At 47.3% G+C, this 22678-nt stretch carries 25 protein-coding genes; 2 read left to right on the forward strand and 23 right to left on the reverse strand.

Annotated elements, in window-relative coordinates:
* Positions 1 to 60: 60 nt before the first annotated feature.
* The 22 genes from cysM to J1779_RS20050 all read right to left on the reverse strand — a co-directional run bounded on the left by cysM (position 61) and on the right by J1779_RS20050 (position 20329).
* Positions 61 to 945, reverse strand: coding sequence for a cysteine synthase CysM (gene cysM, locus J1779_RS19950; protein WP_217204584.1), 885 nt, complete (start codon positions 943 to 945; stop codon positions 61 to 63).
* Positions 946 to 1085: 140 nt separating this feature from the next.
* Positions 1086 to 1811, reverse strand: coding sequence for a M23 family metallopeptidase (locus tag J1779_RS19955; RefSeq protein ID WP_217204585.1), 726 nt, complete (start codon positions 1809 to 1811; stop codon positions 1086 to 1088).
* A 29-nt stretch (positions 1812 to 1840) separates the two neighbouring features.
* Entirely contained in the window at positions 1841 to 2680 is an 840-nt protein-coding gene (locus J1779_RS19960) for a prepilin peptidase (protein ID WP_217204586.1), read from the reverse strand.
* A gap of 29 nt (positions 2681 to 2709) precedes the next feature.
* On the reverse strand, positions 2710 to 3807 hold the full coding sequence (locus J1779_RS19965; protein WP_217204587.1) for a hypothetical protein: 1098 nt from the start codon (positions 3805 to 3807) through the stop codon (positions 2710 to 2712).
* A 22-nt stretch (positions 3808 to 3829) separates the two neighbouring features.
* On the reverse strand, positions 3830 to 4858 hold the full coding sequence (locus J1779_RS19970) for a type II secretion system F family protein (RefSeq protein WP_217204588.1): 1029 nt from the start codon (positions 4856 to 4858) through the stop codon (positions 3830 to 3832).
* Positions 4845 to 6371: an ATPase, T2SS/T4P/T4SS family gene (locus J1779_RS19975; RefSeq protein WP_338019873.1), complete on the reverse strand. Its 1527-nt coding sequence runs from the start codon at positions 6369 to 6371 to the stop codon at positions 4845 to 4847. Before J1779_RS19975 ends, J1779_RS19970 begins: the two co-directional genes overlap by 14 nt.
* Positions 6368 to 6880, reverse strand: a complete 513-nt coding sequence (locus tag J1779_RS19980) for a hypothetical protein (RefSeq protein ID WP_217204589.1) — start codon at positions 6878 to 6880, stop codon at positions 6368 to 6370. Before J1779_RS19980 ends, J1779_RS19975 begins: the two co-directional genes overlap by 4 nt.
* On the reverse strand, positions 6862 to 7686 hold the full coding sequence (locus J1779_RS19985) for a hypothetical protein (protein ID WP_217204590.1): 825 nt from the start codon (positions 7684 to 7686) through the stop codon (positions 6862 to 6864). The genes J1779_RS19980 and J1779_RS19985 overlap by 19 nt, the downstream gene beginning before the upstream one ends.
* 6 nt (positions 7687 to 7692) lie before the next feature.
* Positions 7693 to 8247 carry a hypothetical protein gene (locus tag J1779_RS19990; RefSeq protein WP_217204591.1) on the reverse strand — a complete coding sequence of 185 codons (555 nt, stop codon included), beginning with the start codon at positions 8245 to 8247 and terminating at the stop codon, positions 7693 to 7695.
* Positions 8248 to 8250: 3 nt separating this feature from the next.
* Positions 8251 to 9153, reverse strand: a complete 903-nt coding sequence (locus J1779_RS25730) for a hypothetical protein (RefSeq protein ID WP_338019874.1) — start codon at positions 9151 to 9153, stop codon at positions 8251 to 8253.
* Positions 9150 to 9743 carry a hypothetical protein gene (locus tag J1779_RS25735; protein ID WP_338019875.1) on the reverse strand — a complete coding sequence of 198 codons (594 nt, stop codon included), beginning with the start codon at positions 9741 to 9743 and terminating at the stop codon, positions 9150 to 9152. The genes J1779_RS25730 and J1779_RS25735 overlap by 4 nt, the downstream gene beginning before the upstream one ends.
* 1 nt (position 9744) lies before the next feature.
* A complete protein-coding gene (locus tag J1779_RS25575) occupies positions 9745 to 10275 on the reverse strand; it encodes a TcpQ domain-containing protein (protein ID WP_235533489.1) in 531 nt (176 codons plus the stop codon).
* Positions 10276 to 10338: 63 nt separating this feature from the next.
* Entirely contained in the window at positions 10339 to 11961 is a 1623-nt protein-coding gene (locus tag J1779_RS20005) for a type II secretion system protein (protein ID WP_217204592.1), read from the reverse strand.
* A 56-nt stretch (positions 11962 to 12017) separates the two neighbouring features.
* Entirely contained in the window at positions 12018 to 12818 is an 801-nt protein-coding gene (locus J1779_RS20010; protein WP_338019876.1) for a type IV pilus major pilin, read from the reverse strand.
* A 200-nt stretch (positions 12819 to 13018) separates the two neighbouring features.
* A complete protein-coding gene (locus J1779_RS20015) occupies positions 13019 to 13375 on the reverse strand; it encodes a hypothetical protein (protein WP_217204593.1) in 357 nt (118 codons plus the stop codon).
* A 686-nt stretch (positions 13376 to 14061) separates the two neighbouring features.
* On the reverse strand, positions 14062 to 15156 hold the full coding sequence (cysA, locus tag J1779_RS20020) for a sulfate/thiosulfate ABC transporter ATP-binding protein CysA (RefSeq protein ID WP_217204594.1): 1095 nt from the start codon (positions 15154 to 15156) through the stop codon (positions 14062 to 14064).
* Positions 15146 to 16021 carry a sulfate/thiosulfate ABC transporter permease CysW gene (cysW, locus tag J1779_RS20025; RefSeq protein WP_217204595.1) on the reverse strand — a complete coding sequence of 292 codons (876 nt, stop codon included), beginning with the start codon at positions 16019 to 16021 and terminating at the stop codon, positions 15146 to 15148. The genes cysA and cysW overlap by 11 nt, the downstream gene beginning before the upstream one ends.
* A complete protein-coding gene (cysT, locus tag J1779_RS20030; protein ID WP_056781124.1) occupies positions 16021 to 16851 on the reverse strand; it encodes a sulfate/thiosulfate ABC transporter permease CysT in 831 nt (276 codons plus the stop codon). Before cysT ends, cysW begins: the two co-directional genes overlap by 1 nt.
* Positions 16851 to 17873, reverse strand: coding sequence for a thiosulfate ABC transporter substrate-binding protein CysP (gene cysP / locus J1779_RS20035; protein WP_217204596.1), 1023 nt, complete (start codon positions 17871 to 17873; stop codon positions 16851 to 16853). The genes cysT and cysP overlap by 1 nt, the downstream gene beginning before the upstream one ends.
* 210 nt (positions 17874 to 18083) lie before the next feature.
* A complete protein-coding gene (locus J1779_RS20040) occupies positions 18084 to 18983 on the reverse strand; it encodes a Dyp-type peroxidase (RefSeq protein WP_217204597.1) in 900 nt (299 codons plus the stop codon).
* A 115-nt stretch (positions 18984 to 19098) separates the two neighbouring features.
* On the reverse strand, positions 19099 to 19728 hold the full coding sequence (locus tag J1779_RS20045; RefSeq protein ID WP_136377195.1) for an RpoE-regulated lipoprotein: 630 nt from the start codon (positions 19726 to 19728) through the stop codon (positions 19099 to 19101).
* A gap of 157 nt (positions 19729 to 19885) precedes the next feature.
* Entirely contained in the window at positions 19886 to 20329 is a 444-nt protein-coding gene (locus tag J1779_RS20050; RefSeq protein WP_122097446.1) for a DUF2919 domain-containing protein, read from the reverse strand.
* Between the two features lie 170 nt (positions 20330 to 20499).
* On the opposite strand from J1779_RS20050, the gene J1779_RS20055 reads away from it, so the two are divergent.
* Positions 20500 to 20898: a YgiW/YdeI family stress tolerance OB fold protein gene (locus J1779_RS20055; protein ID WP_056781648.1), complete on the forward strand. Its 399-nt coding sequence runs from the start codon at positions 20500 to 20502 to the stop codon at positions 20896 to 20898.
* Between the two features lie 77 nt (positions 20899 to 20975).
* Here J1779_RS20055 and J1779_RS20060 read toward each other — a convergent pair whose 3' ends face one another.
* A complete protein-coding gene (locus tag J1779_RS20060; RefSeq protein WP_056781138.1) occupies positions 20976 to 21401 on the reverse strand; it encodes a GNAT family acetyltransferase in 426 nt (141 codons plus the stop codon).
* 289 nt (positions 21402 to 21690) lie between these two features.
* Here J1779_RS20060 and amiA point away from each other — a divergent pair, with 289 nt between their 5' ends.
* Positions 21691 to 22575 (forward strand): N-acetylmuramoyl-L-alanine amidase AmiA, encoded by an 885-nt coding sequence (amiA, locus tag J1779_RS20065; protein WP_056781140.1) that lies wholly within the window; start codon positions 21691 to 21693, stop codon positions 22573 to 22575.
* The last annotated feature ends 103 nt before the right edge of the window (positions 22576 to 22678 follow it).

The raw sequence follows: 22678 nt of genomic DNA on the forward strand, positions 1-22678 counted from the left end.
TAAGCCTGCAATTCGCAGCCGCTTTTACTCTAATTTTACATTCATCAGCTGAATATAGAATCAGACATCAAAAACGCCAGTAGATAAATACCGGTCGCCACGATCGCAGATGATGGCAACGACCACGCTGCCCGGCTGGCTTTTTGCCACGCGCAACGCGCCTGCCACGGCACCGCCGGAGCTGACGCCGCAGAAAAGCCCTTCTTCACGTGCCAGAGCCCGCATAGTCTCTTCTGCCTCTGTCTGGCCCATATCCATTACGTCATCAACCAGATCAGGTTTGAAAATGCCCGGCATATACTCAGCGGGCCAGCGGCGGATACCCGGAATGCTGCTGCCCTCAGACGGTTGCAGCCCGACAATCGTGACGGCGGCACTCTGGCTGCGCAAATAGCGGCTGACGCCGGTGATGGTGCCGGTGGTGCCCATGCTGGAAACAAAATGCGTCACACGCCCGTGAGTCTGCTGCCAGATTTCAGGGCCGGTGGTGGTGAAGTGCGCGAGGGGATTGTCGGGATTATTGAACTGATCCAGCACTTTCCCCTGCCCCTGCTTCTCCATCTCCAGGGCGAGGTCCCGTGCGCCTTCCATGCCCTGCGCCCGGCTGACCAGCAGCAACTCAGCGCCGTAAGCGCGCATAGAGGCCTGGCGCTCAAGACTCATGTTTTCCGGCATCAGCAATTTCAGTTTGTAGCCTTTAAGTGCGGAAATCATCGCCAGTGCAATACCGGTGTTGCCGCTGGTGGCTTCAATCAGCGTATCGCCGGGGCGGATTTCACCACGCTTTTCTGCCTGCTCAATCATAAACAGTGCTGCGCGGTCTTTGACTGAGCCGGCAGGATTATTGCCTTCCAGTTTGACCCAAATCTCGCTATCCAGCCCGGCAGTCAGCCGCTGTAATCTGACCAGAGGGGTATTACCGATATAGTGTTCGAGCGTGCTCACTGTGCTTGCCTTATCTTGCGGATATGAAAAAAGAGCGGTTATAAACCACTCTTTAAAATCTGTAATAGAAGGAAATTAACAGCAGGGAGAATGATTGGCAAACAGTTGTACGGCCAGATCAGCGATTTTGAAATGGCGTGTTAACTGGCGTTGAGAATTTTTTCCAGCGCATAACGCTTGCCGCGGCTGACTATTCTGAAGTTATTAAAAACTTTGTCACCGGGTTGAGCGAAGATCAGTTTATTGCCTTTTTTAACGCCAATTTTCATTCTGCCTGCTTTTCCTGAAACCAGCACAATTCTCGGCAGTGGCGGAGGCTGAATTTTGGCGGGAGCGGCTGGCTGGGTTTCATTCGCCGGGGCGACTGTAAAGCCTGATGAACCCGATTTTCCTGAGAATAACAGCGTTGCCGGGTTGATAAGCTTTCCGTTATAGCTTAATTCGAAATGCAGATGCGGGCCGGTCGTCCGCCCCGATGCGCCGGAAAGCGCAATAATATCGCCCTTCGACACTTTTTGCCGGGCATGCACCTTAATGCTGCTCAGATGCAAATACTTACTGACCCAGCCGTTTTTATGGGTAATCACCAGATATCGCCCGGAAATCGGATCGCCAGCCACCTGTGTCACGGTTCCATCCTGAACGGACGCCACTTTGCTGAACATCGGAGCCTGAAAATCCGTGCCGTGATGCTCAGCATAGCGCGCCGTGACCGGGTGGAAACGCCGCCCGAACCCGGAAGTCACCTGCATAGGGATCAGTAAAGGAGGGGCGAGTGAAATTTGTCTGCTGACATGCTGGGCTGAAGCCGGTTTAAGCTTATGCCCTTTCGGGCCCGCCACCGCCCACTGCGAACAAATCAACACGCCCCAAAGGCACCCTTTCCACAATGTCATCAGGGGACAATGCAGATATGGAAAAGGATCAAACCCGCCAGAGCAATCGCCGGGCCGAAGGGAATATACTTATTCTCCTGGGTAAACGGGCTGTCAGAAACATGCAGGATTTTCTCGTAATATCCCCATGCCGCCAGATAGAAAAATCCGCCGACGACAGAAGAAATTAAAATTAATTCCGGCAATAAATCTAATCCTAACCAGGCGGATACCGCCGCATAGAGTTTTACATCGCCGTTACCCAGCCCATCATGACCGCGGAATTTTTTATATAACGTCATCACACCGTACATCACCGCCCAGGCGGTAATAACGCCCAGCACAGACTGCTGCGGTTTCACCGGGATGATATCAAGCACGGAAGCCAGCACTCCGCCCCATAACAACATAAAGACCAGTGAGTCGGGCAGAAGCATACTTTTGAGATCTATCATCGCCAGCGTATATAAAATACAAAAGAAACCCATACAGAAGACGAACTCACTCACGCTGATACGCGGAACCAGGTGCAATGCCATTAATGTAAACCAGATACCCACAATCGCTTCCGATATCGGATACTGGACGGAAATACCGGTTCCGCAGAACCGGCATTTCCCTTTAAGCCATAGCCAGCTGAATACAGGAATATTATCGCGTTTCAATATTGGCTTATCACATTCCGGGCAATGGGAAGGGGGCCACCAGAGGTTAAATACGCCGGTGGTGGTCTCTTCCTCATAGTGTGCAAGAACCATCAGCGGCAGCCGATAAATCACCACATTGAGGAAACTCCCAATCACTAACCCCACGATCAAGGCAAATATCGGGTAACTTGAAAACAAAATAAATTCAGCCATACTATTTCCAGTGCTATAAGTTCTTATGATTAATTACAAGTAGTATTTTTCCCGGTAAAGTGGTGTTTTAAATATTTTATTTCAACATCAGTATTTTCAAAAACTTTATCTAATTTACCTAAATCGCTCCAATATACAGGATTAGTTTTATCCCATTTAGAAAAATCTGAGCCGCGGGAGGTTATAACGATCTCATCAACAGTGCGTAAATCTATAGTTGAAAAATCTGGGAAAGTTTTTAGGGGATGCCACGGGGTGCCCCCACCGGACTGTCCTTTACCCGGGTAACGATCAAAGATACCACCCGAAGTAGGCGTCAACGCAATGACCTCTCCAAGATAACCTTTCCCAACCCCAGGCTCAGGTGCCCAGAAGTCGAACGAGAAACTTAGTTGTGATGATCCAGGAACAGTGTCTTGTTGCTCGTCTAAATAATACGAGCTAGGGGTATTTAACACCGCAGCACCATAGGAGGGGTTTCCAGTAATATAGAGTCGTTTATAGCTTCTTAGAGGCATTCTCACCGTGACTTTACTTGAATTCCCGGTGATATCAGCCTTGCCATTAGGTAGATAAGCTGTCATTACTTTAGCTTCAGTCCCATAAATTCGCTTAAACATCTCACCAAATGATCCGAAGGCGTCCATCTTTGAATTTTCGCCAACTCTGACTGGCATAAATGCATTGTTATTTTGAGTTCTAAACCCGCCAATTGCACCCCAATCAACATAGTTTTTATTGCCATTTGCTGCCGCATACTCTGCATCAGGATATTTTTTATCCTCCCATGGGTAAACGTTCCGATCATTTTCTACACGGATATAATTTCCTCTATAAGGACGGCTATCATCTACCATATAAAAAATATTATAAGCCATTGCAAACCCATGACCGGGTTTATACTCTTCAGTCTCATTTATAAAGGTGATCGCAAAAGATTCATAAGGACTTGCGCATTCACTAATAGCCCCTCCTGCTGGCGTGATGTAGGTAAAACTTCCGCCTTTTTCAGTGGTTGCAGGATCTGTCTTTGCTGAGTACGCCATACCTGAAGTACTTATACCTATTAGCGCAGAGATAACAACTGCCAGCGTTTTTTTCTTACTAAGACGTCTGTTGATTTTCATAATAAATATCCTTATAAAATTATTAATATTGCGACATTTTAGAAATTGCGTCTGTCAGCGCATACAACGACAGAAACACCCAAATCACACAACCACCCAGAATTAATGTTGAAAGCGCTTTTAACAGCCCCGAAACCTTGACAATATACTCCTGAATTTTCACCCTCGACTTGTCAGATACCGCAGTCAATACATCATTAAAAGAAGGTAAGCTCGAATACAGTGTAATATTGAGTAGTTCTTCTGCACCGAACAGGCCGGTGTTTAATGAGTCACCGTAGTTTTCCCCCGAGGTCATTTTCAATAGCATGGTATCCACATGGGACTTTAACCAGCGGTTAGCGTTAAGTGCCAGTATGTTGAGGCTGTCATTAATCGGAATGTTATTTTTCAACATTCTGGCAAGGTTGTTCAGAAAAACAGATGCCGATATTTGCTTAAATGTTGAAAAGGGCATGATTTTATCGAGGTATCTGTTTCTCAAGTCACCGGTGAAATTAGCCATCATAAAGCGCATCAAAAAAAACACACCGACAAAACCCAAAATAATAAAAAGCCATAACCCGTGAAATAACGCCGTACCAAAATTAAATAACCGCTGCGTTATCACCGGCCAGTGCTCAATAGGCACGACATCGGCAAAAGCAGGAAACACCTTGAGCGCATAACCGGTAATTACGCCCAGCGCCAATACCATCATAATTATAGGAAAGGTCACGGCTGATATCAGTTTTTTCATTAACAAATCATTGTACTCAATAATATTCACCAACGTCATAAATCCGTCAGCTAACCCGCCACTGCGCTCGGAGGCATGAATAATACTCAGTTCATCGCGCGGTACAAGATCCTGAAACACCGAAGCAATCGAAATACCGCCCTTCATTTTCGAAATTAAAAACTGGAGTTTGATACCAAATGATTTCCCGAGTAATAACTGGCTTTCCACCTGAAGTTTTAACAGTGACTCATAAAGGGGCAAGTCCGCGTTAATCATATCAGAGCAGAACTGGTATAAATAAAGACGATGCTTTTTACTAAATTTTCTCAAGGATCACCTCCAGGCTTTCACTTTCAAGCTCACCGAACTCCATTTCAAACCAGGAAGCGCAGACTTTACCTGCAAGCACTTTCGCCATGACTTTTTCTTTAATTTCGAAACCTTCTGAAAGCGAAGCTTTTCTTTTACGCTTTTCACGCCAGATTGTATAAACTCTTAACCACTCCTGCTTCGCAATGGCTTCAAGTTCTTCATAGCCAGGGCGCATATATTCAAGAACCAGCTGACGCCCGGAAATACCGGTATGATTACATCGTACACACCCATCATTACTGCGCGAAAAAACATTAAAATGGCGATCAAGAAGAATCATCTCGCGGCTGACTTTACAGTGCTCACAGATTACCGGAACCAGTTTCTGACACTGCAAGCCTGCAACAAAACCTGGCGTCGAAAGCTTATCGCTGGTAATCCCTAACGCGGATAAACGTTGCAATAAGGAAACAATATTCCCTGCATGTACGGTGGTAAAACAGTAGTGTCCGCTTTCTACAGCACCGGCAAGTGCGTTAGCGGAAATGGTGTCGCGTATTTCCCCGACCATCAATACATCAGGGTCGCGACGCAATGCGGATTTTATCGCCAGATGAAAACCGCCGCCTTCAGCATTCAGCACTGAGCTTTGCTTCGCGCCATAAATCTGATACTCAACCGGATCCTCGACGGTAAGAAAACAACCACGGTCGTCATACCGGTTAATTTGCAGCCACTCCATTAAATTCTTCAACGTGGTTGACTTACCTGAACCGGTCGTCCCTGCGATAATATAAGCACCGTAAGGATTGCTCAGAATTTTTTTGAGGTCAGTCAACTCCTCGTTATTAACACCTAATTTATCCAGGCTGGCGATGGCGCCCTTTTGTATACCCGAAGGGATAATACGTAATACCGCATGGTAACAACCCGCCGTTTCACCGAAAATGGGGAAATGAGCATAGCGGAAACGGTAGTTTTTATTCGCCAGTGTATACAGAATGTTTGCGCTTTGCGGTATAGCCCGGTTCCAGGTGGTATCTTTGGTACTGGCCTCCACATTATATAAAACGAAGACCAGCTCATCGCACCTGTCAGATTTCATCTGGGTGAAGACGCTCAGCACACCATTTATTCTGAACTCTACCTGAGCAATATTATCGTTACGGGTAATATGCAGGTCGCTTGCGCCTAAATTAACAGCGTTCAGTAACAACTTCTCCAGTGAGTTTTGAATATCACTGTTATCAATAAGTGTCAGCTTTCTACGGTTAACCGACGTTTGCTCAAGGACAATAAAGTAATCGTCCTCACTGATGATAGCGACGCCGCACACATCACATTCATAGAACGTTTTAAGCTGATAAAGATCACTATCAAGTGTGGCGAGTTTTTCAAGTAAAGTTGAACGCGTGAGTAAATATTCCCCATCCTGACTCTCAGCAGTAATGAGATCTTCTGCATACTCAGTAAAACGCCATTCACCATTGAGAATAGCGTCATTATCCAAATAAATAACACCTAAACTCACTTAGTGATTTCCCTCACAGTTGGCATCCCTCGTCCGGAATTGGAAACGATAAACTGATGCCCTTCCTGGGTAAATTTCTCGTTCAGCCTGACCATTTTAACGCCATCACCAGAGGACACAGCCACCCGTGACACGCCGGCAATTTCAGAAACCAGCACGACTTTTGGCAATGCCACAGCTTCTACAGTTTCAACAGGTTGAACATCGGGCTGAACGGACTCCGGAGCACGCACCGGCTCAACGGATATAGGTTCGTTATCCTCTTTTAACTTATTTATTTCACTGCGAATTTTTTCTAGCTCAAGCTCATTCGATAATTCCCTTTTTTGTGCATCGAAGGTAATATCATTCTGCATCATCTGAATAATATGTTCCTGTACAGGCGTTGGGATACTTTCAGCCGTATTCGCAGGTTCTGCCGGATTCACCGAAGATTCAGCAGCATAAATTTGAAATGAAACTGGGTTTAACACCAGCAGTAAAGAAAAAGTTAACTTCCAGTTTTGCATACAAAGTCTCCTGAAATGCTGACAGTGCCCAATTTAATTTCGATATTTTTAACAAGAAAATCGTCACGGAATGCCTGACCGTCAAAAATGCTGATCAAATGAGAGATACTATTATCTTTAGTTTCCATCTTCCATGAACCAAAAAGTAAACCGTAATATTTCCCCCTGACACCAAGTTCTTTTTCAATTTCAATGACGCTTGATGCTGGAGGTGCTACAATTTCAAAAACCCCTGAAATTATTCCGGAAGAATTTAAAGAATAGATATAATTAAGCATTCTCCCACATTCAGCCACGTTGACATCTTCGTTAGCTTTATATTTATCGAGCAAAACATTACTGTTTAACTTGGAAGGTATATCTGAAAAACTAACTTCTTTTTCTGAAAAACTACCTGAAAAATCGCTTCCCCAAAACTCTTTATTTTGAAGACTAAAAACATGACCTTGATGAATGGCATAGTTGAATGTACAACCAGAAGTTGTACAATTCACAGAATTTTCGTCGTACCCAGATAGGCTGAGTTTCGTCCTGCTTTTATATATTTCAAAAAGCAAAAGATCAAGGCGATCAATACTCCCTCCAGATAAATTACTATCATAGAAACTCGCAACTTGTAATATATTATCCTGAATAGCCTGTTCTTTTCTTTTGAGTTCTTCCTCATGCTGTTTATGAGGCGTATAAATCAGGTAATACCACCCGGCAGCGCCCCCTGATAAAACAAGAATGATGAGCGCGATGACAATCCCCATGGTTTTACTGGGTTTTCTGCTGTTCTTCCAAAAATACAGTCCGCTTTTCATAAAACCTTATTCCAGCAACATGTTAAGTATAAATATAACTGTAATGAGCAATAATGAACCCGCCAGACCGACACCGAGAGCAAAGAGTCGTTTCTTCTTTTGCGTATTAATTCTTTTCTGATGACATTTTTCCGCAACAGCGTCAATCCACTGCTGGCTCAGTTCGTTCACTTTCAGATGTGAATATTCACTTTCTTTCATCTGTTGAATAAGGGTGTCGAAGAAGCCCGTTTTTACCACCCGGTCACTGCCACTCAGGATCCGGTCATCGGTAATAATAAGAAAGTAGATTTCATCATCCGCCAGTGGCCCGCGGATATAATAAACCCCATCACCGAATTCATTCTTTACATAAATAGCAAAAGGTTCAAGATCTGAGAACTTCCTATCTGAATAACCTTTAAGCAGACCACCATTATTCGTGATATAAACTAACTGACTCTGTGTTTTGCGAAGTTTACTTAACCACTGTTGATAACTTTTACTGTTTGTAACAGTATCAACCGGTTCCCAGATAAGACCGGTTAAAAGATTATTATCGTGCAGATGCTTTATCATCATAACTCACTTAGCCGACGTCGGAGCCCGATAATAATCAATCCCGACGACCGTGACCACGGTGACCGAGTCTTCAGAATTAGTGGCGTCCGCTCCCAACATCACGTAGCTATGGCCATCATTCGATTCCTGGGCCTCGTATTTCCCAACCATCAGCATCGTGCCTGCAGAAACCATCGTGGTGTTGAACATTTCTGTTGTTGTCGTATTAGGCAGCTGAACTAAATCAAACGTATCGATGCCATTTAAATAGCGTTTGGTAAAACCACTGGTGACTTCGATGCGGCCATCATTTTGAACACGTGGCGTAATAATGAAACTCGTCCCGGTGATGATCTCTGAGGTCTCAATGGAGGTATCTTCAGTCGACGTCAGATCGTTAGTGGTCAGCGTTCTGCCGGAGACATAATGCTGAGTTTGGGTCATATTCAACGGAATCGGTACACCATTGCGCGTGACAAATGAGCCACTCTGAATAACTTTATTACCCGTAATTTCATACAGCGCATTCATCTGGGCACTCACATTCAGGGTGTGATCAGAGCCAGCATAGAAGTTACGGCCAAACGACATACCACCATCCATATTCGTCAGAATCTTATTGCTGTCGATATTGAACGTCGTCCCGCCCTCTTTATATTTCATGGTGGCGCCGGCACTCAACTGCTTCATTTTTGTTTTGTCTAAGGTATAGATTTTATACGTTACAACGAATTGTTTATTATTATCAGATTGATATTTCTTCAATACTTCGTTCAATGTATTGTATTCCGAAGGACGCCCTGCAAATGTTAATATTGAAGCATCCTTAAATACTGTGTAAACACCGCTGGATACATATTTCTCAGCCATATCATCAATATCGTCCCAGTAGGATGACTCAAACTTTGTCTCACTTTTACCTTTCAAACCCCACCTGATGTTGATGAGTTTCCTGAAAGATCGAGGCCGGATTCTGATATGGTGTCTTCACCATAAAAATCCATCTTGATAATATAAGAACCATAGAGGTCTAATTTAAGAACGTTATTATCATCAAGAACAGTATTTACATCATACAGTGCTGCGATATAACGCATAAACTCTTCAAAACTGCCGGAGAAATTCACGCTGCGAGTATCTTTTTTCGGGTCGCTTGTCTCATCCGTTTTGGCTGTACCCGTACCTGGCACTGAATAATTCAGACGAAAACTGATCCCTGTTTGCTCTGCAACCGCATTCATCAGGGTATCCAGATCCATCTGTTCATAGGACTGGATACTTACGTGTTTAGCCAGTAACTCTTGAGTTTTAGGGTTGTAATTAACTTCTTTTCCCAGGAAAGCTGTATCAAACTTTTGATAAGGACGGGTCTTCACATCATCCGTAGTAGTGATTTTGTCGTCTTTATTCTCTGTTAATTTTGCCACATCATATTTATCATCAATATTTGTACAGCCCTGAATTGAAAGCAGCAAGGTTAAAAAGATGAATTTATTCTTCACAAGATTATTTTGCATATTATTGCTCATCAACCAGGAGTACATTATTTTTTTGATAAAACTTGATTACCAAACCATAATTTTCAGAAGCGAAAAGCTTACCTAATTCACCCAGCACTTCATCCTGAGTTTTACCGGTAAACGAAATCGTACTGTAGATAATATAATCTTTGGCACTGTTCCAGAGCATTTTATAGCCTGAATCCTTTGCCCATTCATTCAGCCCCTGACTAAGAAGCATATTTTCATGAAGCACCAATACCCGTGCGGAAGCGGCTGCTGGTGTGCCCGAATTTAATGGCCCTGAGGCCATGGGCTGTACCGGAGTCACCAGCGTTTTGGGAGCCTGCTGTGGTGTTTTATTATCAAATTCAGACGACGTTAAAATAGATCCATAAACCCCGTTGTCACCATTACCTCCGGATCCGCTAAAGGGATTATGTTTTTGTGCATCAGAACTTCCTTCTGCAAATACACCGCCAGAGACAAACAGCAGCATCAGAAAACAACAAAAGTTCCGTTGTTTCTTTTTCAAGTTCCCTTTGTTCATAATTCCCTCTGAATATCTAATTTCTGATATTAATGGACATGGCTAAGTACCATTTATCATTTTCTATTGCGGTATGGTGCTGCACCATGAAGTCAGCACGACCGAAACCGAGGTCGAGTTAATCAGATTAACTCCCAATCCAGTCGCGTTATCGTAAACAGCTGACGTTGAACTTACCGTCCAGTCAGTATCTTTACTGTTTAAATTCACCTGTAAAGCTACCCCGGCTAAACGGCCAACCGCACCAAGATGTGTTCGGTTTTGCGCAACATTCGCAAAATCACTCTCTTGACTCTGATTATTGATGTCGAACCCGACATCCGCAGCCACAGAGGAAATAGCAGCTACCAGACGCGGATACATTTCTCTGCCTCCGGGAGCAACAGGGCATTTCTGGACATTGACCTTCATCGTGCCGGGTTCTGTGCTCACATTGCCGATGTAAGTGTTATCTTTTTTGCCATTAGTAAAATCGTTACCAAATGCCCGGTATTCGACAACAGGAATAGTCAGTAATTCAGGTTGGCCTTTGGCATCAAGGTTGCCGGTATTCTCGACGATAATATTGGCCATGAGTGTACCGGTAACTGTTTGATTATTTTTTTCCGTGGTTAAACGCATCACCTGATCATCCTTATTGACCCCTTGCCCGTCAGCCACAGAGAGACAAGGCAAACTTTTGCTGCTTTTTGAATCCCAGCACAGCCCTGGTGTATGCGACGTACTGCCGGTACCGCTGTAAATAGAGAGTTTGTCAGCGTCTTCTGCCGCAATACAGGGGCCGGTCATCTGTGAATTAATATTCCAGCACTGTTTATCTACGCCAACCGAACCGTCAGATTTAGTATTCTTGCCGATGCCCATTTCAAAGCTAAATCTGATCGCATACTCTTCATTTTTTGAATTCGTCAGATCGGCTGTATGGCTGACAACAGAGCCAAATTCAATCACACTGGTGGTATTATTTTGTTTAAGTAAAATCACCTGCCATGACTTGTTTGAACTGCCTGTTGAACGCCGTAATAATGCGGCTTGCTTATAACTAATTTTATAGTGTGAAAGCGCCTGATCAAATGCAGGTTTTAATTTTTCGAAATGCAGCTCTTCACCCTTTGCATCAGGGATATATCTTACAACGAAATCCACCCGGTTAATGGCCAGGGGTTCTGTTGTGCTCCCAACAAGGTCAATCCTATCGAATTGCATTTTCCCTTTTAAGGCTATATCAGGTAATTTGCAGAGAATATAATCATCATCAAAATTTCTTTTTACCTGACCATTTGTGGGGTCATTACCGCTCCCATCACATTTTTTATTTGTAAAATATTGTCGTTTTGAATCTTTACCACTCCAGGAAAGATAATCATCCGTCTGCATCTGATCTAATAAATCGCTGTTTTTTACACGCTTATCAAAAACATCTGCATAAGCAGCTATCGCACCTTGCCCTCTAATATATAAAGGGTTTATTTCTGGCGTCGTGGAGTTGTCCAACGCTACCTCGTCTTCATTTACAAACTTGAGTAATCCGTACATCTCTTGTACAAGAGCATTTGCATTTATTTCATTCCTGAGTTCTTCTGCCTGTTTTTTCTTATAACTGGCTAACATCACTAACATCATTCCGATTAATGCTAAAACAATGATAACTTCCAAAAGTGAAAAACCTGAATTTCTCTTTTGCACGTGATCGCAGCCTTTTATTAAAAGCCCCCCCTGAATAGGAGAGGGCTAAAGTTAAATTATTTACTGCCTAAGACAACGGCGTTGCTGCTATTAGCAGCACAAGTCTGGGATGCAGCGTCTGCAGAGATCTGAACCATACCTGTGGCCGGATCAAGACTACGTAAAACACCTTGCGGTGCACCTTTTGTACCAGTAACTGTTACAGGTGCATCCAGAGCCGCAGGAACTGTTGGCAATGCACCTGCAGCGGCAATAGCCACCCCTACGTAGTCCCAAGAGTTACCAACCTGTAGCAGAAGACTACGACATTGTCCTTCGTCAAGCCCATTCACTGCCAAAATAAAGCCTTTAGTATCAGCAGCACCGGCAGCTGCAGTCAGTTTAGTACCCCGCATATAGAAATAATCGCCAGAGATGCCGTTCTTGATCTCAGGTTCGCTAACTTGACCGAGGTTTACTAAGACCGCAGCCATTGCACCAGTTGAACCTTTCTGGCCAGCAAGAGAAGATGGGACTAAACCGATGACTGTACCAGCAGCAGCTGGATACACACCTGCATCTTTATAAGCATTACCAGCAGCAACACGCACCGTGTTCGTATTATCCACCAAATCGGTAATGTCCTGGCTATCGAATGCACGCTGCGCAAGAATAACGACTGCAGCTGCCATTGTACCAATGATGCCCAGTACGATAATGACTTCCAGTAAGCTCATACCGCGTTGCTTTTTAAGCTCAGCGTAACGGTTAGCCTTTGTCTTTAATTTATTAACAAAATTATTCATCATATTTTCCATAATATAAGAGATTATTTCTTTTCTCAGATTCGCTGAGTGAATTCTTTTGTGTAAATTCACAGAGAATACTGAGTTCTTGGGTTTACAACTTACTACACTACATAACACATATCAGCACTGATATTTTATGTTATTCAACAGGACGTAGACCTATCCAAATAGAGTTCCACTGCGACACTGCCTTTGAATTAAACAAATAATTCTGACATGTGTGATAGCAGTGAAATATATAAATCATGTATATTTAAAGCATCATTGCGTTAAATACTGTTCAATTCAACCGAACGTTTTTGCATGCTATGAAATACGGAGTTTTTTACTCTTGCGCAGACGAGTTGTAACTTTGCATCCAGTTCCAGGCTCAGGATTTCTTTGGCATCTTTATTGACATTGTTACCCTGTGATTTGTACGTTGCATAGTTTTTATTAATTTCTGCAAACTGTTTCGCATATAAATCATAGCCAATTGGGTCAAGATCCCCCAAGGCCTCAAATTCTTTCAAGCATGCTTTATTACTTGGGCCAGTCTGTTGTTGCACCGGCAGCACTTTGTTAGTGCATCCTGTTACAACAACCATTAGCAGTAATATAAAAGATGATTTCCATATTATTCGCATAGTAATCCCTAATAGAAAAAATACCTACTCCGCATAATAAACATGCAAAAATAAAATATAAGAATGCGCTGATTTGCAAGTCTGGGCATTCTATTCAATAAGAATTATCACCGCAACAATATTTTTATATTCTTTTAAATGATCTAAAAGATCGCACACATATAAAAATTAGATTAATTAGATGATTTGTTTTTAAAAACACTTCTCTCAAATGGACTTAATTAATAACTAGATAACCGGTTGCTTGAAAAACTCATAACGTCATGAAAAAAAAAGAAAAATAGTCCTAAATAAAAAATGCGCTCAGGGTGTCGGGGGAGTTAAAATATTTAAATTGACATGAAAAATAGAATTATCGACTCAAAGAGTTAAGTAAAAAACAAGGCAACCTGCAAAAAATGGCATTCGAGAATTAAATAGAAAAATCATGAATCATCATTATTTACTATTTATTATTCCCTCGTTAATTACTGCTTATAAAGTAGCCTGTTACATGAAAGATTAATGATTCTCTGTTGTTTTTAAAAGTCACCACCTCATTTCGCAATGCAATGATAAGGCGCAGGTGTGCGTTTACGTGGCTTTGTTCGGGGAGACAGACGGATGAAAGGTGTTCACAAAAAAAGATATCGGGAACCTCAAAGCAGCCTGATGCTGCTTTGAGGTGGGCTGTCGGGAATGTGTATTCAGGCAGATTTCGCCAGTGCAACGGCTTGCAGCGGCTGATCGCCAGCATACAGGCGGCCATTCAGCCCGCCGACGTAGAAGCGGTCGCCACGCTCAGGGGCGTGGCTGCCATGCGTTTCAGAAAGCACAACAGCAAGCGGTTCATCATGCCAGCCCTCGGCCTGAACAATGAGTTGCCAGAAATGACCACGCGGGCTGACTTCCAGCACTTTTACCGGCAAAGGGCAACGTGCCGAACTTTGCGGCGTGATCTCCATTTCCCACGGGCGCAGGAATAAATCCACCGCGCCCTGATGCAGTGGCGGGTTCTCCAGTGGCCAGTGATGTGCGCCGACATACAGCTGTGAGCCACGAATTTCGCCGCCGATTTTATTCACTTCACCCATGAATTCCAGCACGAATCGGGTCGCCGGTTCGCGCCAGATTTCCTGCGGTGCGCCCACCTGTTCGATATTCCCCTGGCTCATCACCACCACGCGGTCAGCGACTTCCATCGCTTCTTCCTGATCGTGCGTCACGAACACGCTGGTGAATTTCAGTTCTTCATGCAACTGACGCAGCCAGCGGCGCAGCTCTTTACGCACCTGCGCATCCAGCGCCCCAAAAGGTTCATCCAGCAGCAGAATTTGTGGTTCCACCGCCAGCGCACGGGCCAGTGCAACACGCTGTTTCTGACCACCGGAAAGCTGAGCCGGATAGCGGTTTGCCAGATGGCCTAACTGCACCATTTCCAGCAATTTGGTGACTTTCTGTTTGATTGCCTCAGCGTTCGGACGCTCGCGGCGTGGCAGCACCGTCAGGCCAAACGCAATGTTGTCGAACACGGTCATATGGCGGAACAGCGCGTAATGCTGGAACACGAATCCGACCTGACGATCGCGGGCGTGCAGCCGGGTTACGTCCTTACCGTGAAAGCTCATGTGCCCGGCGCTCTGGTTTTCCAGCCCGGCGATAATGCGCAGCAACGTGGTTTTTCCTGAGCCGGAAGGCCCGAGCAGCGCGACCATCTCTCCGGAAGCAATATCGAGCGAGATATCATTGAGCACTTTCGTGCGGCCAAAATATTTGTTGATACCGTTAATTTCAATGCTCATGACTTTCCTCCCGCTCAAGACGGTCGTTGTGACGCTTCAGACGACATTGCAGGCCGCTTTTCAGAAACAGTGTGACGATGGCCATCAGGGTTAACAGCGCAGCGGCAGTAAACGCGCCAGCGGTGTTGTAGTCCTGATGCAGTAATTCGACTTGTAAAGGCAGCGTGTAGGTTTCGCCACGTATAGAACCGGAAACGACAGAAACTGCCCCGAATTCCCCAATCGCGCGGGCGTTGGTCAGCACCACGCCGTACAGCAATGCCCAGCGGATATTGGGCAAGGTCACGCGGCGGAACATCTGCCAGCCGGAAGCCCCCAGCAGAACGGCCGCTTCATCTTCGTGGCTGCCCTGACTCAGCATCACCGGCACCAGCTCGCGAATCACAAACGGACAGGTGACGAACACCGTGACCATCACCATACCCGGCCAGGCGAACATGAATTGAATGTTGTGCGCATCCAGCCAGCCACCGAGCGGGCCGTTGGTGCCGTAGAACAGTAAATACAGCAGACCAGCAACCACCGGAGACACGGCGAACGGGATGTCGATCAGCGTCAGCAACAGCTGACGGCCTGGGAAATTAAAGCGCGCCACAAGCCACGCCAGCAGCGTGCCGAAAATCAGGTTCACCGGCACGGTAATCAGCGCCATCAGCACCGTCAGCCAGATGGAGTGCAACATGTCGGAATCCGACAGATTCTTCCACACCGCAGCAATACCGTCAGAAAACGCCAGCACAAAAATGCTGATCATCGGGATCACCAGCAGCAGGATACATATCAGCACCCCTGTGCCGATAAGCGCCCACTTCACCCAGTCGACGGGCTGGCGGGCAGCCCCTGCAAAATCCGGAACATCAGACATTATTGGCCTCCCAGACGACGGCCATAACGGCTCTGTAAGGTGTTAATGGCGAACAGCAACACCAGCGATGCCGCAAGGATAACCGACGCAATCGCGCTGGCGGCCGGATAGTCAAATTCCTGCAAGCGGATGAAAATCATCAGTGACGTCACTTCCGTTTTCCACGCAATGTTACCGGCGATGAAAATGACCGCGCCGAATTCACCGAGGCTGCGGGTGAAAGACAAGGCGGTCCCCGCCATCAGCGAAGGCATCACTTCGGGCAACACCACACGACGGAAACTCTGCCAGCGCGATGCGCCCAGCGTTTCGGCCGCTTCTTCATATTCCGGGCCTAACTCTTCCAGCACCGGCTGCACGGTTCGCACCACAAACGGGATGCTGGTGAAGGCCATCGCCACCGCAATACCGATCCAGGTGTATGAGACTTTGATATCAAAATGCGCCAGCCACTGACCGTAAAAACCGGTGGTGGAAAACAGTCCTGCCAGCGTCAGCCCTGCCACCGCAGTCGGCAACGCAAAGGGTAAATCCATCAGGCCGTCGATCAGGCTTTTCCCCGGAAACTCGTAACGGGTGAGGATCCACGCCATCAGCATGCCGAAAACGCAGTTGAAAAGGCTCGCCACACCCGCGGCCAGCAGCGTAACTTTGTAGGCCGCCACGACCTGACCGTTGGTGATCACATCCCAGTATTGTGACAGCGTCATTTGTGACAACTGCATCACCAGCGCGCTCAGCGGCAGAAGCAGCACCAGACACACGAACAGCAAACTGCTGCCGAGGCTCAGGGTAAATCCGGGTAGTACGCGTTTGCTCGACAACAACATTACTTGTGACCTTGCTCTAACAGTTTATCCAGCTCACCGCCGGTACCAAAATGGGTGTCCATAACCTGTTTCCAGCTGCCAAACTGATCTTCAACGTTGAAGAGTTTGGTATCCGGGAACTGATCTTTCGCCGCCGCCATGGCCGTTTTGTCATACACACGGTAGTTAAAACTGGTGATAATTTTCTGTGCCTGCGGGCTCCACAGATAATTCAGGTAATCTTTGGCAGCTTTCTCCGTGCCATTTTTCTCGACGTTTTTATCGACCCAGGCCACCGGGAACTCCGCCAGAATGTCCACCGGCGGAACAATCACTTCGTACTGATCGTCGCCGTACTGTTTGCGGATATTGTTCACTTCAGATTCGAAGCTGATCAGCACATCACCCAAACCGCGCTCGACAAAAGTCGTGGTCGCGCCACGGCCTCCGGTATCAAAGACCTGCACGTTCTTCAGAAAGCTGGCCATTTTGGCGCGAGTCTGCGCGGTGTCTTTTTTATCTTCAAGATTGAACGCGCCCCACGCCGCCAGATAGGTATAACGGCCATTGCCGGAGGTTTTCGGGTTCGGGAAAATCAGGCTCACGCCCGGAAGGGTTAAGTCGTCCCAGCTGTGAATATTCTTGGGATTGCCCTTGCGCACCAGAAACGCCATGGTGGAATAGAACGGCGAGCTGTTGTTCGGCAACCGGGTTTGCCAGTCGGCAGGGATCAGATTGCCGCGATCGTGCAGGATCTGCACATCGGTTACCTGGTTGTAAGTGACCACATCGGCTTTCAGCCCCTGCAAAATCGCCAGTGCCTGCTTTGATGAGCCGGCATGAGACTGTTTGATCTCGAGTTTGTCGCCATTATTTTGCTCGGCCCACTGCTGCTGGAACGGCGGGTTCAGCGCTGCAAAAAGTTCACGGGAAACGTCATACGAGCTGTTGAGCAATTCGGTTGCGGATGCCGCCCCGCTGGCCAGCAACAATGCCGCCACAGATCCTTTCAGCACATTGCCTGTCAATCCGGTAGTTTTCATGCTTAGCCTTAGGTGAGTGAACCGATATGCGACGCTGATAAATGCCGCTCAATATCACACAGTGTATTTATAACTGAGGGTCAGGCTGTAACGGTTTTATATACCATTTGGTGATTTTCAAGCATGAAAAGCTATAAGGCATTAACAAACGCGGGGGAAATTGCAGGAGGGAGGAAAAAGCGCGCCCAAAGCGGAGCGCGCCGGAAAAGCTTAAAGCGCTAAAAGACGGGTCAGGGACGGCGCGAAATAATAGCTGCCGGTGACCGGGCGGGTGAAGCGCAACATGGCGTCACGTTTGCCATCCAGATCGCCAAACATGCTCAGCAGTTGTTTCTCAATGTTCCACAAATGCGCGCAATAGCTGATGAAGTACAAGCCATGCTCGCCGCTGGCTGTGCCGTAAGGCAGGCTCTGACGCAAGATTTTCAGGCCCTTGCCCTCTTCTTTCAGATCAACACGGCTGACGTGTGAGGTGTCCGGACGGGTTTCTGAATCCAGCTCTTCATCCGTGTCTTTGGTGCGGCCAATCACCTCTTCCTGCTGCTGCACGGAGAAGCGCTCCCACTGCACCAGATTATGTTTCCAGCGCTGGACCATCACGTAACTGCCACCGGCATCGACGCTGCCTTCAGGAATAATCGCTACCTGGGCGCGGGCTTCTGCTTTCGGGTTTTCGGTGCCATCAACAAAACCGCTGAGATCGCGCTCTTCGATTCCACGGAAACCGTGGGTTTCTTCTTCCACCACGATGGATTGACCAAAGGCTTTCAGTGCAGCCTGCGCAACGGCAAAATTCACGTCATGGCGCAAAGACTGAATGTGCAACAGCATATCGCGCTGCGTGGCCGGAGCCAGCCCTTTCCCCAATGGCACGAACGCTTTCAGCTCGTCCGCACCCTGATTGCCCGACAGATCGCGCCAGACGTCGTGACCAAAAGCCACCACCGCGCCAAGATGTTCATGGGGGAATTTCTGCTGCATCTCTTCGAGTGCAGCGACAAATGTCCGGCAGCCCTGCCGGAGCGCATCCAGGTCGCCCTGAGCTTTCGCTTCAATATAAATGGCGAAACGGCAATGTTCGGGCAAAATGCCGCTCTGAACCTGAGTCATGATCTTATCCTCGTTAATTTGACCGGCGATATCATACCGGATGTCAACAAAAATGCCTTGCGCGAAGGCAAGGCATTACGTCGTTTTTAAACGAAGAAAGAAGCGGTGTACGTGCTTACTGCGCGGCAGTTGCCTGAGCAGGATCCGCCCGCCAGATGATTTTGCTGACTTTCCAGTCTTTCAGCGAATCGTCCGATGGCATCAGCGAATCCGGGCCGTGCCAGATCCCGCTGAACACGTAAGTTACGTGAGCACTTTGCGGGGCTTTGCACTCGATACTCTGCGCATCGTCACCTTCGCCTTTCACACAGACATCAAAGGCTTTGGTATACAGATCGCTAAAGGAAGTGCCTATTTTAACGCCCCATTCGCTTTCGACTTTAGCGTCTGTCACATCAACCCGCCGCACAGTGCCTTTCGGCTCGCCGCTGATCGACATTTTCACGTCTTTGCCATCCATCGCCTGGAAGAAACTGAGCATTTTACCGTTACTCATCGACATACCACTGCGCAGCGTGTAATCCCCGTCCAGCGCCTCTTTGATCGCATCTTCAGTCAGCGGCGTGCTGGCGGTGATATCACCGACACCTTTTTCAGACACCGTCAGGCTGCTGCCGAACCAGTTCAGAGGATTCATGGATGACCAGGAAATGCCCGGCATCGACATATTCGATATCGACGAACAGCCCGTGAGGATCAAAGGAAGCGCCAGCAACATCGGGCGAACCCGTAAGCGAACAGTCATTCAGTGTACTCCTTGGCTCCCCGTTTCCGTTGGCCGGTGCGGCCTGACGGACAAACCGGCAGCATAATGAGGGATAATTAACTTTTATACAGCCTGCGGCTGCTTTTAGCGTTCAGCGCCAGTTCGAGTGCTTTCTTTCCGAAAAAGTTCAATGACGTCACGCCAGACGGCGCGCCGCATCGAAACAGGCTCGCAGACGACGGCTCAGCAGCCAGTAGGCCAGCGCGGCGGCGTCGAGCAGCGCCAGTGCAATATCCACGCCGGAAATCAGATCGTTACTTTGCCAAAGCCCGAGTGCCTGCAGTGCAAACGTCACAAACATGCCCGCCAGCAACAGCCAGTAACCGGCCTGCCAGATGCGTGGCCATAAATGGCGGCGACCGCTGAGCAGAAACACCAGCGCCGGGGGCAGCCCCAGCAACATACCGGACCAGAAACTTTGACGATCGGGATAAAAAAGGGACAGTAAATCATTGCCCTGCTGCCGCGATGCACCCGCCATGACAAACAACAGCCAGGTTCGCGCCTGTAACATCAAAATCGTCCAAAACCACAGCGGCAGGCGCAACATTCCGTGGTCGTTATAATCATCCGGGTTCATAAAAGAGGACAACGTTCCTGCGAATTAAGTGAAATTAAACAATAATCAGAGCATCTTAAGAAACCGTTAAGAACAGTCTGCTTTACTGTACCTCAACGCGGCAACACATCGCAAAGATGCCATAGTTGCTGACACACACCAGAAAAGTTAATTAAGGAAGACCTATTATGATGAAGAAAATCACTCTGGCAGCCCTCATCGCACTGAGTTCAGCGTCCGTTTATGCCCAGCAAACCGGCGGTTTTAACGGCCCTTCCGCTCAGGAAGCGCAAACCCAGCCAGCGGCACAGGGCGGCTTTACCGGCACCACCGCACTGAGCACCGTAAAAGATGCTCAAACCATGAAAGACGATCAATGGATTATGCTGGAAGGTTTTATCGATCAGCGTATCGACCATGATAAATACATTTTCCGCGACAACACCGGTACCCTCAATGTAGAAATTGACGGCAAACGCTGGCAGGGACAGAACGTGTCACCAAAAGACAAAATCCGCATTGAAGGTAAAGTCGATAAAGACTGGAACTCAGTGGAAGTGGACGTCAAAAGCGTAAAAGTGATCAAGTAATCACACCCGGCGTTTAAACGTAAAAAGCCCCGACGGCCATCGCCTGTCGGGGCTTTTTTAATTTATGCAGACCCGGCTTAATATTCCTGATCTTCGATAAGCCGTTTACCCAGCAGCAGCGTATCTGAAATCTCGTAGCCGAGTTTTTCATACATGCTGACCACCGCGTCATTTTCAGCACGCACCATTAAATTGATTTTTGGGCAGCCACGGGCAATCAGTTTCTTTTCCAGCCGGTTCACCAGCGCATTGGCAATCCCGCGCCCGCGATAATCCGGGTGTACGCCAAGATAGCCCACCGAACCGCGATGACCGTCATAGCCCCCCATCAGCGTGCCGACCACTTCCCCGCCAACTTCGGCCACCAGGAAAAACTCCGGGCTGTGGTTAATCTTGCGCTCAATATCCAGTTCCGGATCATTCCACGGACGCAGCAGATCGCAACGCTCCCACAAGGTCAGTACTTCTTCGAAATCTTCTTGCCGGTATACGCGAATTTCCATCACTGTCGCCACTGTTGTGTTAATAAGGGGAAAGAGGTTTCTATAATTATCGCGTGATCTGCTTGATACGCAACATCAAAATCAAAAATCGTGCATTTTATAAGCGTTTTTTCTCTGGCCGTTTGTCAGCCCGTCAGCTCATGAATCATTAATTTGAGATATATTTGTCCGGCAATATATTAATTCGCGACACAAAATTCATAAACAGTAATAGTTCTCAGATCGAAACTATAAAAAAGATACTCTATAACATAGGGCATTCTGCTTTTTTTATGACGGTAATGGACTGATGTTAAACCCCCTGAACAAATTTCTGCATTTCCAGCCTCTGCCCGCTTCCGCTACCCGTCGCCAGCTCCTGTTATCCGGCCTGGGTTTAGCCATTGCCGCCTTTGGTTCCCGTTCTGCCAGCGCAGCGCAGCAGGAACACATCACCAAATCTGCTCCGGCGCCGAAACCGCCGGGTTCGAAAAAGCTGGTGATGATCGACCCTGGCCACGGCGGGATCGATTCCGGTGCCGTCGGCCATGAAGGATCGGAAGAGAAACATGTGGTGCTGGAGATTGCCAACTATGTGCGCGAAATCCTTGGCGCGCAGAGCCATATTGAGGTCAGGCTGACGCGAGATTCCGACCACTTTATCCCGCTGTATCAGCGTGTTGAGCTGGCGCATCAGCATCAGGCCGATCTGTTCGTTTCAATTCACGCCGATGGTTACACCAGCCCGAGCGCTTCCGGCGCGTCAGTGTTTGCACTTTCTAACCGGGGTGCCAGCAGCGCGATGGCGCGATACATGTCCAAAAAAGAGAACGACGCCGATTTGGTCGCCGGGGCGAAATATGCCAAAGAAGACAACAATTACCTGCAGCAGGTGCTGTTTGACCTGGTGCAAACCGACACCATCAAAAACAGCCTGACACTCGGCCACCATGTGCTCGACAGAATCCGCCCTATTCACCATTTACACAGCCAGCAGACGGAGCAGGCCGCTTTTGCCGTGCTGAAATCGCCGTCGATTCCCTCGATTTTGGTAGAAACATCTTTCATCACCAACCATCAGGAAGAGCAACTGCTCAGCACCACCGCGTTTCGTAAAGAGATTGCACAGGCGATTTCGCAGGGGATAATCAACTTCTTCAGCTATTTCGATGCCAATGAGCGTAAACCACGATAATCTTCATTCTTCGGGCTGCACATGCCCTGGCGGCTCTGACTCCTGCGAATTACGGACAGTGCCGCCTTCCTGCAACTCGAATGATTTTGAGTATATAATAGCG

The sequence above is a fragment of the Rahnella rivi genome (genome assembly GCF_019049655.1).
GTDB lineage: Bacteria > Pseudomonadota > Gammaproteobacteria > Enterobacterales > Enterobacteriaceae > Rahnella > Rahnella rivi.